The organism is Pedobacter antarcticus (assembly GCF_900112985.1).
Lineage (GTDB): Bacteria > Bacteroidota > Bacteroidia > Sphingobacteriales > Sphingobacteriaceae > Pedobacter > Pedobacter antarcticus.
In genome coordinates this window covers 203,477-216,986 of the sequence record NZ_FONS01000003.1, presented here as the reverse complement: position 1 = coordinate 216,986, position 13,510 = coordinate 203,477, and the positions used below count along the sequence as shown (strand labels likewise).

The 13,510-nt window shown below is 40.6% G+C and carries 16 protein-coding genes and 1 tRNA gene; 10 read left to right on the top strand and 7 right to left on the bottom strand.

Annotated elements, in window-relative coordinates:
* Positions 1 to 132 precede the first annotated feature (132 nt).
* From BM192_RS08435 to BM192_RS08420, 4 genes are read left to right on the top strand one after another with little or no spacing between them, the layout of a single operon-like run.
* Positions 133 to 693 (top strand): RNA polymerase sigma factor, encoded by a 561-nt coding sequence (locus BM192_RS08435; RefSeq protein WP_037443804.1) that lies wholly within the window; start codon positions 133 to 135, stop codon positions 691 to 693.
* Complete coding sequence (locus tag BM192_RS08430; RefSeq protein WP_037443801.1) at positions 686 to 1,522, top strand: HEAT repeat domain-containing protein; 837 nt, start codon at positions 686 to 688, stop codon at positions 1,520 to 1,522. The genes BM192_RS08435 and BM192_RS08430 overlap by 8 nt, the downstream gene beginning before the upstream one ends.
* Positions 1,523 to 1,533: 11 nt before the next feature.
* Entirely contained in the window at positions 1,534 to 2,439 is a 906-nt protein-coding gene (locus BM192_RS08425; RefSeq protein ID WP_037443798.1) for a DUF4097 family beta strand repeat-containing protein, read from the top strand.
* 8 nt (positions 2,440 to 2,447) lie between these two features.
* Positions 2,448 to 3,176: a DUF4097 family beta strand repeat-containing protein gene (locus BM192_RS08420; protein ID WP_074963952.1), complete on the top strand. Its 729-nt coding sequence runs from the start codon at positions 2,448 to 2,450 to the stop codon at positions 3,174 to 3,176.
* Between the two features lie 59 nt (positions 3,177 to 3,235).
* Here the strand turns inward: BM192_RS08420 and BM192_RS08415 are convergent, their stop codons facing one another.
* Both BM192_RS08415 and BM192_RS08410 read right to left on the bottom strand, forming a co-directional pair.
* Entirely contained in the window at positions 3,236 to 3,814 is a 579-nt protein-coding gene (locus BM192_RS08415) for an NAD(P)H-dependent oxidoreductase (RefSeq protein WP_037443790.1), read from the bottom strand.
* Between the two features lies 1 nt (position 3,815).
* Complete coding sequence (locus BM192_RS08410; protein ID WP_037443787.1) at positions 3,816 to 4,832, bottom strand: SDR family oxidoreductase; 1,017 nt, start codon at positions 4,830 to 4,832, stop codon at positions 3,816 to 3,818.
* 105 nt (positions 4,833 to 4,937) lie between these two features.
* Here BM192_RS08410 and BM192_RS08405 point away from each other — a divergent pair, with 105 nt between their 5' ends.
* A complete protein-coding gene (locus BM192_RS08405) occupies positions 4,938 to 5,498 on the top strand; it encodes a TetR/AcrR family transcriptional regulator (protein WP_037443785.1) in 561 nt (186 codons plus the stop codon).
* A 126-nt stretch (positions 5,499 to 5,624) separates the two neighbouring features.
* Positions 5,625 to 5,699, top strand: a tRNA-Val gene (locus BM192_RS08400).
* 4 nt (positions 5,700 to 5,703) lie between these two features.
* On the opposite strand, the gene BM192_RS21350 is transcribed toward BM192_RS08400, so the two are convergent.
* Positions 5,704 to 5,883 (bottom strand): SMR family transporter, encoded by a 180-nt coding sequence (locus BM192_RS21350; protein WP_201771411.1) that lies wholly within the window; start codon positions 5,881 to 5,883, stop codon positions 5,704 to 5,706.
* Positions 5,884 to 5,956: 73 nt separating this feature from the next.
* Here BM192_RS21350 and BM192_RS20630 point away from each other — a divergent pair, with 73 nt between their 5' ends.
* Genes BM192_RS20630 through BM192_RS08380 form a run of 4 tightly spaced genes read left to right on the top strand, consistent with a single transcriptional unit; the run spans position 5,957 to position 10,010 of the window.
* Positions 5,957 to 6,196, top strand: a complete 240-nt coding sequence (locus BM192_RS20630; protein WP_083401128.1) for a carboxypeptidase-like regulatory domain-containing protein — start codon at positions 5,957 to 5,959, stop codon at positions 6,194 to 6,196.
* Positions 6,197 to 6,249: 53 nt separating this feature from the next.
* Positions 6,250 to 8,421, top strand: a complete 2,172-nt coding sequence (locus BM192_RS08390; RefSeq protein WP_051760188.1) for a TonB-dependent siderophore receptor — start codon at positions 6,250 to 6,252, stop codon at positions 8,419 to 8,421.
* Positions 8,422 to 8,430: 9 nt separating this feature from the next.
* The gene (locus BM192_RS08385) at positions 8,431 to 9,777 is read left to right on the top strand and encodes a PepSY-associated TM helix domain-containing protein (RefSeq protein ID WP_051760187.1); all 1,347 of its coding nucleotides are present in this window, start codon (positions 8,431 to 8,433) and stop codon (positions 9,775 to 9,777) included.
* A complete protein-coding gene (locus tag BM192_RS08380; RefSeq protein WP_037443780.1) occupies positions 9,774 to 10,010 on the top strand; it encodes a hypothetical protein in 237 nt (78 codons plus the stop codon). The genes BM192_RS08385 and BM192_RS08380 overlap by 4 nt, the downstream gene beginning before the upstream one ends.
* Positions 10,011 to 10,054: 44 nt before the next feature.
* On the opposite strand, the gene BM192_RS08375 is transcribed toward BM192_RS08380, so the two are convergent.
* The 4 genes from BM192_RS08375 to BM192_RS08355 form a co-directional block, all read right to left on the bottom strand.
* Positions 10,055 to 10,651 (bottom strand): hypothetical protein, encoded by a 597-nt coding sequence (locus BM192_RS08375; RefSeq protein WP_037443777.1) that lies wholly within the window; start codon positions 10,649 to 10,651, stop codon positions 10,055 to 10,057.
* Between the two features lie 676 nt (positions 10,652 to 11,327).
* Positions 11,328 to 12,548: a serine hydrolase domain-containing protein gene (locus BM192_RS08365; protein WP_037443769.1), complete on the bottom strand. Its 1,221-nt coding sequence runs from the start codon at positions 12,546 to 12,548 to the stop codon at positions 11,328 to 11,330.
* Positions 12,549 to 12,593: 45 nt separating this feature from the next.
* A complete protein-coding gene (locus BM192_RS08360; protein ID WP_037443767.1) occupies positions 12,594 to 13,103 on the bottom strand; it encodes a helix-turn-helix domain-containing protein in 510 nt (169 codons plus the stop codon).
* On the bottom strand, positions 13,096 to 13,422 hold the full coding sequence (locus BM192_RS08355; RefSeq protein ID WP_139218419.1) for a hypothetical protein: 327 nt from the start codon (positions 13,420 to 13,422) through the stop codon (positions 13,096 to 13,098). The genes BM192_RS08360 and BM192_RS08355 overlap by 8 nt, the downstream gene beginning before the upstream one ends.
* Positions 13,423 to 13,510 lie beyond the last annotated feature (88 nt).

Genomic DNA, 13,510 nt, shown 5'->3' with positions numbered 1-13,510 from the left:
TAGATCGGTACCGGCTTATTCTTAGTATTTTAAAATGTTTAAAAAACAATGCAACATTAATTCATGTGCTGCGACTACCCTATATAAAACATGTATTTTCAGGATTCTAACCGATAGATTATAAAATTATAAATGCAGTCAACAGAGAAGGTAACTGATCAGACGCTTATTGCCATGTGCCAGGCGGGTAACGACTCGGGGTTTACCGCATTATACAATAAGTATGCAAAGGGGGTGTACAACTCAATTACGCGTATTGTATCGCATACCGGGGAGGCCGAAGATATTCTGCAGGACACATTTTACACCGTATTTAATGATATGGGGAAGTTAACTGGAGTTTTGAGTTTTGAGGCATGGGTGAGAAGGATAGCAATTAACCGTTCGATATCGCACTTGAGGAAGAAGAAAATCCTTTTTTCAGATTTAGAACATACTGAATTTGCAGATGAGAATGAATATAGCATAGAAGAGGATGAATTATTCGATTGTCGGGTAGAGGATGTAAGAAGCTGTATTGAGCGTCTACCACCAGGGTATAAGACCATTCTGAATCTATATTTATTTGAAAATATGCAGCACGAGGAGATCGCAGGCGTATTGGGAATATCCCATAGTACTGTAAGGACGCAGTATCACCGCGCTAAGAAAAAAATATATCTACTATTAAAAGACAAGTCATATTATGATTGATCCTATAAAAAAATTTGTAGAAGAAAACAGAGCAGAGTTTGACCATATGGAACCGCCTGCCCACGTACTTCAGCAAATCAAAAGCAGATTGAAGGAAAGTAAGGAGCAAGAGAAAGAAGTAAAAACGGTTCCATTGTTCAGGAGGGAAATTTGGTATGCGGCGGCGGCAGTCTTAATTGCTATAAGTACAGTTTATCTTTTTAACACGAAAAACACTGTCGAAGGCAACCTTGAACAGGTGGTGCATCAGACCGCTCCAAAGGTTGAAACAGAAAAAACAGATGAGACCGGAGACTCTGGTTCGGCAGTTACACTAAGCCAGTCTGATCGTGTTACAGAACCCGGTAGTGTACCCTTGAAACCTGCAAGGGTTGTGAGGTCTGGGGCCGGAATGAATGGGATGCTGGCAAACCAAAATAGCAAACCTGTTTCTGTTCCAAAAGATCTGTATGTGCGTTTGGGAGATAGCAGTTCTGCAAGCGTCAGATTAGCAGCAGTATTAGATATTGAGAAAACTGGCGATGCTGGTAAGCACACGCTGGATAGATTGGCCAGAACTTTAAATTATGATGGAAACAGTAACGTACGTCTAGCAGCTCTTGGTGTGATCGGACAATATGTAAATAACGAGTATGCATCTTCTCTTCTGGTCCGATCATTATTTAGTCAGGAAGATCCAATGGTACAGTTAGAGTTAGTTGGATTGCTGGGGAATCTTAAAAATGCTAAAGTTGACGCCAGACTAATTGCTCTGGCAGATGATCCAAAAACATTTAGTGCCGTTAAGGACGAGGCATACACATTACTACTTAATAAAAATAAAATTTAAACATACTTAATATGAAAAAGCAATTTATAATACTATTCACCTTATTAACATTCAGCATCTCTGCCTGGGCGCAGAAAGAGTATAAGGTATCCAAATCTTCAGGGCGTCTTAACCTGAATGTAAACGGGGCGGTTGTAGAAGGATATAATGGGAATGAGATCGTATTCAATATTGTTAATGGCAAAGAAGAGCCTGTTGATGAGCGCGCTAAAGGTCTTAAGCCGCTAAGTGGGTCCGGATTCACCGATAATACAGGTCTGGGGCTGGATGTAAGCGTTAATGGTCAGGATATCAACGTAAATTCAGTTGTAAAAGAACAAAGTGGAATTCTTCAAATTAAGGTTCCTCAGAATGTGAAAATATCCTTTACTAATAACAGTACACTGTACAGCAGTGAACTTCTGCTGAGAGATTTGAAAAATGAAATTGAGGTGTCAGCAACGCACAATAAAATTAAGCTGGAGAATAACAGCGGACCGATGAATATAAAGGCAATATATGGGTCAGTAGATGCCAGTTTTACTAATGAGGTAAAAGGACCGATATCTATCATATCTGTTTATGGTTTGGTAGATATTTCAATGCCGGTGTCCACGAAAGCCAATATTGAGCTGGGCACATCATATGGTAAGCTTTTCGCTGCAGAAGATTTTAAAATAGCAGTAGACAAAAACAGAGCTCAAAACAAAAATCAGAACGATCGCGGCCGAACAAATGTTACAGGATTTGAGGGTACCGACCGTACGAAAAACATTACTGACAATGCAGCAACGACTGTCTCGGGTGCTAATATTGAAACCGTAACACTGAGAAGATCTGACAATGCAGGAGAGAATATCAAAGGAACCGTTAACGGCGGCGGTGTTGATCTGATCTTCAAATCAAATTATAATAATGTATATCTGAGACAGAAATAAATCAGCATATGAAACTTATCATCACCGGCTTGTTGTTAGCCATTATACCAGGTGCTACTTTTTCCCAGAGCACTGTTAGCAGGACTTATCCGGTAGCAGCTGGTCAGAAAATAGAATTAAAGTTTGACTATCCGAAGATTATTCATGTTAGCACATGGGATAAAAAAGAAGTCGAGGTTACTGCCTCTGTGAACATAAATGATGGTGAAAACGACGGTGCATTCACACTGTCGGAGAGCAGGAAGGACGGGAAAATATCAATTAGCAATAAAGTCGATCTTTCACAGATTCCCGACGCCTATTATGTAGTAGAGAATGGCATAAAGATCCGTATGAATAGTAAAGCAGAATTAGATGCATACCGGAATAAACACCCGGGCGTAGGTGCCACTTATCAGCAAAAGGATATGGCAATCACCATTGAAGTTAAATTGCCGGCTAATACGAATGCAGATATCGTTTCAACCTATGGAATTGTCGAACTCGAGAATTTAAACGGGAATATCAGGGTCGAAGCCATATATGGCGGTATAGATGCTTCCCTGAATGAAAAAAAGATTGGAGAAATCAAATTGACTAACCGCTTCGGTAAAATATATAGCGACCTGCAACTGAAACCAACACAGCAGACCGAAAAAAACTTTTATACTTCTATAACCGCTTCTCCCGGAACTGGTTCTACTTACGACATCAGCTCTTCTTATGGTAATATCTATCTGAGAAAAGGGATGAAATAATTACCACCGGGACAATTAAAGAGCTGATATTATCATCAGCTCTTTAATGCGTACAAGCCTTAGGTCTGGGTTCTGCCTAACTGATAAATTTGTCTCAACCATTTATCACGGCGCTGGGGGTTAGCTTGTTTTATAATCCCTAAATAAGTGACTTTTACAGGCCTGACACCACAAAAACCTAGAATACTTCGCTTTAACTGATTTACGCTGGGACTGGAATAATATAACCAGTAGTACCATGCAGGCTGATCCAGTGTGGTAATGATTCTGGCTGTTTTACCGACGAGTAATTTATCCCACCAAAGTGAGTTCTCCCGGTATTTGAATGTAATTCCTGGTAAAAAAATTCTATCAATGAATCCCTTCATTACTGCTGGAAAGCCACCCCACCAAACCGGATGTATCCATACCAAATGATCCGCAGCCATAATTTTTGTAATACTCGATTGCAGATCAGGTTCCAGTTCAATCCGCTGTGTATAACCGAATTCCAGGTTCGGATTAAACTTCAGCTCAGCCAGATTGATCTGCTCAACATACGCACCTGTAGAAGACGCTCCTTCGCGGTAGGCTTCTGCTAATGCAAAATTATAGCTTTTAAGGTTTGGATGTCCGTTTATAACGAGGATCTTTTTCATGCTAAATTTCAGTTTGCGTAATGGTTACACCAAATTCCTTCAGCGTTTTTACTGCATTGGTTGCATTCAATAAAGTTTCTGGCAGATATATCCCACCATTTGAGGGAGGCAGTTGCCCTGAAAGGCCAAATATTCCTTCGACGGAAATTAACACCCCGAGTGCTGTTAAATGAGATTGTCCGGCTGGGTCTGAAACGATTGTCCTCATTTTTGCTGGTTTCCCGGAAACTAATATGCCTTCAATATCGATATAAAGATCGTGTGATGCGTTTTTACCCTGATTGGTGCCTATTGACTGCCCGATCACAATATCAAACCGCACATTTGAGGCATCTGTAAGGGATGCAAGAGAGGGGACATCCAGTGTACCCATTGGATATCCCCGGGCTGCGGTACCATTTGCCAGATAAAAATCTCTTGGATATTCCGTTGCGTCAACAAATATCCAGTTCTTTTCATTCCTGATCAGCGCCCTGGTTACAAAGCTATCCATTTGGGCTGCAATCATAGGTCCGATCGGGTCGAGCTCGTCATATACACAGGCAGTTTCTATGGTGTTGATTTGCTGAAACTGTTCTGCTACCTGTTTGGCCACAATGGTCAACACTCCAGCCTGCCAGTGGTCTGTGAGAACTAATTTAGATAAAGGCTGTTTTTGTAAAGCTTTAAATATCATTGGTGCAACTTCATCGGCAGTTCTGGTGATGCTGATATACGATATATTGTTTTCCACTGCAGCGTCAAATAACATGTTTTTATGGTCTTGCAATGCAGCTATAATCAGATCTGGACTGCCAGCAGAATCAGAATCGAACGGCTTATTCACATCTAGAAAAATGCATTCAGTCCGGCCTATCTCCGCAGCAAATTGATGCCCTTTTTCAGGATGTCTACCACCTAATATTAAATTAATTTCAGGATGTTTTTTGCGTAGATGTCTGGCAATATTACTCCCGATATGGCCATACCCGCCTGCAATCAATACTTTTAATGCTGCTGTGTTCTTAAGATTTGTCATAATTATAAATTTTATATTTGTAGGTCAATAGACCTATTTCAGCTAAAGTAGGTCTATTGACCTACATTAAGAATTCTAATTATTTAATTTAGATTTGTATGACAAATGGGAAATAGACAGCAGAAAACGGATAAAATAATTGAGACGACGATCAATATCCTTGGAAAGGAGGGAGCTACCGCTTTATCTATGCGGAAGGTATCTGAGTCGGCGGGGATTTCGTTGAGCAATCTTCAATATTATTATAAGACCCGGGAAGACTTAATTATCGCTACGGTTCAATTCTATTTTAAACAATGCCAGGAAGAAGTTTCCAGAGAGTGGGAGGGGTTTAATCCGAATAAACCTCATACGGCAACTCTTTTTTTGAAAAAAATCTTGAGTGATTTACTTGTTGATGGAAATCATCATTCACACTGTACTATGTTTCGTGAAATCTGGGCACTATCAAGCCGGGATCCACATTTGGCGGAGGAGATGAAAAGCTACTATCAGCAGTATGCGGAATGGCTTGTGGATTTGTTAGCCTCGTTCTCAGATAAACCAAAAGATATTGTTGCTTTGTTGTTGCCATATGTAGAAGGCTACTCTATAATGGGTTCAGCGCTTCCGTTGGATAAAAACGAAGTTGTAGACCTTTTAGTCAAGCTTATTTTAATAAATTAAATCGCTGATATTTAGAACCAACCAAATAACGGTAAATGTTTTTTTACGCTGGATTTTGCATAATGTATTTTATTTCTAATCTTAGCTAACCCAAACAAAAGATCCTTAGGGGTCTGATAGCGATCAGGGAGATTAGCTCAGTTGGTTTAGAGCACTACCTCGACAAGGTAGGGGTCGCTGGTTCGAGCCCAGTATCTCCCACATTTTAACCGAACAGACCGGAAGCCTTCCTAAGAAAAGTGCTCCGGTTTTTGTTTTTAAGCTGATTTTCAATTCCCACCCCAGCCCATATACCGTAATCTATTCCCAGTGGAATAGATTTCAAGGTTTGAGATAGAAAATAAAAACAAAGATCAAAGACATCAAATGTTAGGTTTAAATGCAACTGGTAGCTATTGTTCCTGTCGAAACTCTTTATATATTTGTGCGTTATTTTTAATTAATCTAAATAGTATTGCATGAAGATTCTCTACCCTGTGTTCTCTTTTTTTTGTTTGTTGTTATTTACTCAGGCTGCATCAGCCCAGTTAAATATAAATGGCAAAGTCACCGACAAGTCCAATAAGCCCATTCCAGGAGCTACAGTTAAATTAGTAGAAAAGAACTTGGTTCAGGTTACTGATCAGGAGGGAATTTTCGAGTTTAAAGACCTTACTCCAGGCACTTACAGCTTGTCCACTTCCTATATAGCTATGTAAGCTCCATTACCCCATTTATCCTTAAAAATGGGAAAACACAGGTAAACATTCAATTGGAAAATAAAGACAACCAATTACAGGGAGTAGAGATAACAGGAAGGAAGGAACAGGCTTACAAGAATACCAAGTCTTTTTCAGGGACCAAAACGGAAACGCCTTTGCGGTATGTACCACAGTCGATCAGTTATGTGACCAAGGAAGTAATAGAAGATCAACAGGCTTTTAAAGCTAGTGACGTCATCAAAAACATCAGCGGTGCTACCAATTTTTCTTACTATAATAATGATATTTCATTGAGGGGATTCCGCTCCAGCAACGCGCTGATCAATGGATTGAGAACGCCAACAAGCAGTTGGAGCCAGCCTTTGCTGCCCAATGTAGAACGCATTGAGGTGATCAAAGGCCCTGCTTCTGCACTGTTTGCGAATGCAGACCCAGGAGGTATTGTAAATACTGTAACGAAAAAACCTTTGGACGAGGCACGCAAATCGATTAATTTTGCAACGGGAAGCTGGAATACCAACCGCCTGATGGCCGACTTTACAGGCCCCATGAATGAAAGTAAAACTTTGCTCTACCGCTTGAACCTGGCTTACCAGAATGCAGAATCCTTTAGGGTATTACAAGGTGGTGAGGACATCGTGATTGCACCTTCCATTTCATTCATTCCCGATGAGAAAACTTCCGTGAACTTTGATTTTGTGTATTCCAAGACCAAGAGCAGGTTGGATCGCGGTCAGCCGATATTTGGGGCTACTGCAGGTACAAACCTCAACTCTACCCCTATTTCTTTTGCCGTGGGAAAAAGAAATGATTTTGAGAATGAGCTCAATTTATATGTAACTACTTCATTGCGCAGAAAGATCAGTGAAAAGGTAACATTTAACGTTTCTTACATGAAGTTCCTGTATGATGAGGATTTACTGGAACACCGTACTTCGAACCGCTATGCGGTGGATGGTTTAAATAGGCCAATCCCGACTAAGATGGAAATGCAAACCATCCGCAGACAGGGTAAAAATTACAGCGATAACATCACTGCGTATTTTGTGACTGATCTGAAAACCGGCCCGGTTACCCATAAAATTGTAACGGGGTACGACTATATCCAAAATGAATCGCCAATAGGGAATTCAAATTACAATGCTACAGGCTATCGTAGAATAGATGGTACCGCCGCAAACTTTACCGTCCCTGATCCGACCAAGCCACTTCCAGCTAACTATGTAGCTTTTGTCCTTGATAAGAGCGGCAATCCTGTTCCAAACGTTCCTCATTTTGATTTGGTAAACCCTGATTATTCCATTTCTGAAATCTCCGGTTACATTAACACCTCTTCACAGATTGATCCGGCAAAGTATTATCAGCATGGCATTTATATCCAGGATCAGATCAGCGTGGGTAAATTCCAGGTGCTATTGGGATTGAGACAAGAGTATTATACCGATATGGTGAATTACAAGAAGGCCACTGAGAAAAAAGTAGAGCAAAAGGCACTCCTTCCTAGAGTTGGACTGGTTTATACGCCGCTGGAACAAGTGAGTCTTTACGGAACTTATACCGAAGGTTACCAGCCTCAAAGTGCTGCCCAAATTGGCGATCCGGCTCGTTTCGGAGGACCATTTGATCCTCTGATCAGCAACATGTATGAAGTAGGTGCCAAAACGGAATTGTTTGAGAAAAGATTATCTGCTAATCTGGCATTTTACAGAATAGAACAAAACAACGTGTTGGTAAATGCTGGCAATCCCGGAAATATAGAACAGCTTACTCAGATTGGTCAGCAACGCTCTAAAGGTATTGAACTGGATGTGAACGGTGCCATCATGCCCAATTTCAGCATCACGGCAAACTTCGCGATCAGCAGAAACGAAACAACGAAAAGCGACAACCCCGAACTTATCGGAGTACTAGCCGCGAATGCACCAAAAGCGCAGGGTGGACTGTGGGCAAAATATACGTTCCTGAATCCTGAATTAAAAGGCCTTGGTCTTGGTGCTGGTGTAAACTATACCGGAAAGAGAAATACTTTGAATACGGTTCTGGAGCTTCCGGAATATACTTTATTCAGTGCAGCGCTTTATTACAACGTCGATAAATTCAGGATATCTGGTAACCTTAACAATGTGTTTAACAAAACGCACTGGGTGGGTGGCTATGATTTTAACCGTCTCTATCCTGGTGCGCCAAGGAATTTCCTGATCGGTATTGGTTATACATTCTAATTGCGTAACATGAAACCGATTAATAAGCACAAGAAAGACCATAAACTCCTCTGGAAGATCCACCACTGGTCGGGCCTGTATGCAGGAATTGTGATCGGCATACTCTGCTTCACTGGTGCTGTGGCAGTTTTTATCCCGGAGATAGATGGATTGATCCAAAGTCGTTATTATTCGGTTCATGCTGCTACTCCCGCGCCTGGTCAGCTTTTCAAAATAGACCAGGCATTGGCCGAAGCCAAAAAACAATACCCCAAGATGAGCGGTTTGCTGATCGATATGCCAGATAAACCAGGTCGCGTGGCTACGTTTAGTTTTGCTGTAAAAGGCAAAGACAAAGCTTCCAGTAAGTCCTATTTTTTGTTTGTAGATCCGGTAAAGGATCAAATACTGGGTAGTTGGGATCGCCAAAATTCTTTGGCCAATTACCTCCGGCAGATGCATGTGCGCCTGTATGAGGGCTTCTGGGGCAGACAACTGGTCGGCCTTGCTGGTGTGGCCTTCATCGTGGTTACCGTGACGGGTTTCCTGATCTATGGGCAGTTCATGAAAAAACAAACCTACCCGAAAGTGCGGCGCAAAGGAATGCGAATCCTGATGGGCGACTGGCACAAGATACTCGGCATCAGTGCATTGGCCTTCAATTTTGTAATCGCATGTACAGGAGCCTGGTTGGGACTTCAACCCAAATTAATGCAGTGGTTTGACATCAAAGCACCCAATGATCATGATTTCCCTAAACTAATGAAACCTAAGGCAGATGCCGCAACCTTAGTGCATTGGGATCAGGTTTTTCTTGTACTGCGCAAAGAATTTCCTGACCTGAAACCTGGTTACCTAAGGGCTTCTGAAGATGGTACGTCTACGATTGAGGTACATGGGAGTATTGATGGTCAGATATATGAGAAAAATATCAATGCTTTAGTTTTGGCAAAGACGAGCTATAAACCGCTGTTTAAGTGTGATGTGCGGACAATGTCTTTCAGTCAACGCTTTTATTCGGTTCAGGAAGCCCTCCATTTTGGAGACTATGGTGGCCTGGGATTAAAGATTGTGTATACGGTTTTGGGCCTAACGAGTGCATTTTTGTCAATCAGTGGTTTTGTGGTCTACCTTTATCGTACTGATAAAAAGCAACAACGCCGGATGAGCCCTTGGAAAACGACATTTGTGTATTGCCTGTTGATTTTGATTGTGCTCGTGGTGATTGCGCTGATTAGCATGTTTATTGGTTATCGTCAGGCATCTGCTGTAGCAGCCTGGCTGGTCAATGGCAGTTTATTTGGCTACATCATCTACGTCATTGTGGTAGCTATACTCAAAAAAAGAAATTCTAATACTAAATCTATCGGCATATGAAAGAGGCTAAAATCATTGAGCAGACATTGATACCCGTTGCGCTTATTGCGGGTAATATCGCGCTTTCTCACTTCATTTACCTGTTGGCAAAAGGGGATTATAATTCTCCCCTATGGGCAACGGTTATTTGCATTATAGCCTTAACAATTGGAATCTTACGCGGCAATAAATACTTGTTAATTGGAGGAACAGGATTTTATAGCATTGTGTTATTGGTGGCAATTTGTCTTTAACCCCGACCGTCTGTAGCTGACTCTGAACCAAAAAATTGAATCAACTACGAAACTATAGGACAAACTTCTTCCCTTAAGATCCATTCACCGCCTTTCTTCTCATATATAAGAACACTTCCATTGCCGCATCTTCCGCCACAGTAGAAGTACTTATTAAGAATAGCAAAACGATGATCCTTAGAAAAAATTGGATTTGAAATAACATAGAATGTTTTATCAATGCTTTCGTCCCCACCAAAGGTTGGTGTCTCCTTAATAAATTTCACCTCCGCAGAATTCAGAATTTTAACGGAATCGGTATCTATTATCGCTTTAGTCCAAGCTACAGTATCAGTTTCCTGGGCCTGAAATGTTTCTTCAAAAGGGACATCAAATTTATACTTAGTGAATATTTCATTTAAACAATCTCTATTTACCGCTCCACAAGGCGAATCAGAAATCTGAATTACGCCTTGAGAATGAATAGATTTTATGTACGTGTTTACCAATGAGTTTGTCTCTATATTTTTCGAATTTTGTAAATTCGAATTGCCACTGCATCCCATTAATAAGTACGACAATGTTGCTAATGCAAGGTGTTTTATGATTAATGTTTTATTCATTCTGTAGTCTTTATATCTTCCGCCTTCAGTATCTTCCATTTTGCCTGCTATACTTCGGTAAGCGACGTAATATGCCAGACCTGCAATGATTTTTTATGGGTCTCGTTTTTCGGATCTCAAAAAAAGGCACTAACATTAAATTGATTAGCGTTATATAGGTATGGAGAAATTTGATAACGGTTGGGTGAACAAAAAGGAAACTTATTCTAAATGTCCAAAATGTGGTAAAGGTGAGTTAAGCAATAGAGTTCCACAGTCTGCTTTTTATAAGTACATAATTTTTTGGCAGGCATATAAGAGGTATGAATGCTTTTCCTGCAATACCAAAATACATATTAAGCAATCGGTCTTAACTAATTAGGTTATGGCTTCATAACGCTATCAATAATCAATTGTAGATTGCCCGATTCCCGGGCATAATAAAGGAGAATAAATGCTAACCCAAATGCTATCATAAGATACATCCGGCGTTTAGCTTCCGCTTCCTGCTTTTTTATTTTTGCAATTGGCCGGTTACACCCAACGCATATTTTGGCAAGCCGGCTGTTATAGGCCGGACAATCTGGACATTTTAAAAGGGTCATAATATTTGGTCTACACTCAAATTTAAAAATAATTTATAGAATGAGAGACCGGATCTGATAAAACAGCAATAAATTCATGTCAACAGAGCAAGCTTACTATACTATTATTGCAGATATAATCATTGGTCCTTTTACTGAGGTACTTCTACGAATGACGTGTGATTCGTATACTTTACCAGTAAATCGATGATTTCAGATTTGTCGGCTAAATACCGGTCGCACAAAAAGACTCCACCCAAGCCGGTTGCAGGATTAAAGAAAAGGAAAGAACTTACGCCGGGGTCGTCTCCGTCATGGCCAATAGTGCCGTTGTTATAGAGGTTCCAGAAGATTCCTTTATTTCTATGAGCCAGGCTAATCCCTTTAGGTGGATGTTCTTTGGAGAACTGTGGCTTAAACATCGTTTGGTATGACGCTTTGCTTAAAATAGTCTGATCTCCATTATAGCCGTTGATCATAGCTATCAAGTATTTGCTTAAGTCGGCAGTGTTCGTTCTGAGTCCGCCGTCAGGGTAAGTGATACATTGGTAAAACGGGAATGACCTTACAAGATCATAATAGTGTTTGGCGTATTTGTCTTTTTGCCGCGCGTCTAAAAACCAACTTGAATTTCGCATCTTAAGCGGTTTTAAGATATATTTTTCTGTAAAGCTGGCGTAAGTCATTCCCGATTTAACCTCGATCAGGTACGCTGCAAGTGCAGATGCGATATTGCTGTAATGTGATGAGCTGCCCGGCTCGCTGCTAACGAAATTGTCAGCGCTGTAATATTTTCCATCTGCAGAAAGGTATTCATATAAAAAGGTCTTGAGCGAGCAGGGGGCAACCTTCTTACGATAACCCATACCTTGCAATATTTTGTAAGCAGAAACATCATAATCTGCAAATGCTTCATCAAATTGATAGGTGTCAGGAAGAATAGAAGGATTGTCTACGATGCTGGAGGTATGGTTACTTAACTCCCTTACCGTAATGCCGGCCATTTGATAACTGGGGTTTGCAACCTTAAAAGGGACTATCTCGTTAATATTAGTTTCTAACTCAAAATAGCCCAGCTCAACTGCTTTCATCAAGGCGACAGCGATAAAAGTTTTACTTACAGAACCAATTATTTGTACGCTTTGCGAAGTGTACCTGGTTTTTTTCGCTACATCAGCATAGCCAAAATTGTGTTCGTAGATCATTTCTTTTGAATTGACCAGGACCACCGACATTCCTGTTAGACTGTCTTTTTTGACTATCTGTTCCAGTGCCTTGGTGAGTGGGTCAAATCCGGACTGTCCGCGAGCATCTGGCGTGTAAACAGAAAGCAATGTGCATCCAATAATAATAACATGTTTCCATCTTTTCATAATGATTAATCTTTTCAGGTCGCAAAATTAGCAGAGAGGAAGTTGTTATAATTGTAAAAAATCGAAATGTCCGGAAAATGGCAACAGGTATTCATTTGCATTAAATTGAGAAGGCGATTCTTTAATAATACGCTGATATGATCTGATAAAATGAGATTGATCGTAATATCCATGCTGGAGGGCGAGTGCACCCAGGTGACGGTTGTAAACAGGATTACTCAAATCATCTATCAATTTCCTGAGCTGTAAAATAGACTGAATTTCTTTAGCGGTAAGACCGATCAGCATTTTAAACTTTTGCTCTACACGTCTTTGTGAATACCCGGAGGCGGAGGCTATATCGGCGATGCTTGCCGGTGATGCACTCGCACTCAGTTTTTTATACGCCCATTGAATAAAATGAGTATCGGCATCTACATGCAGGCATGTATCCAAAATCTTATACACGGCCTGGATTACAGATCTATCGTCTGCCAAGTTAAGATCTGTAAGCCGCTGGTTAAAAAAAGGATTGAATGTATCCAGACTCACTATATTGTCAACCAGCTCATCCATAGAGATATTGGATATGACGGGGAGGTAACCAGGGCTTTACTTGTGCCATGATTGCCTTGGAAAAAGGCTTTACTGAGATACTTGTGCGTTTAGTTATCTGGCCTGAAAGATACACACCGGCCGGTAATTCAACCGGTTTACCGGCTAAATTCAGTAAGACCCCGTTACCGGTGACGAACACAATTGTACAGCAGCCATTAGGTAGTGCATAGCCGGCAGGTTTAGTTAATGAATTGTGGCTATTGTCTAATATCCAGAATTTCTGAACATATTTTTTATAACGATCATCAGCTGCTGCTTCTTTATAAAACCCACTCATTTTTAGCCTGTTCTTACAGTAATCAATATTAATAAAAAATATGCTGGAATTAGAAAAACATAATTTTACTTTCAGTTGAAATGAGTAT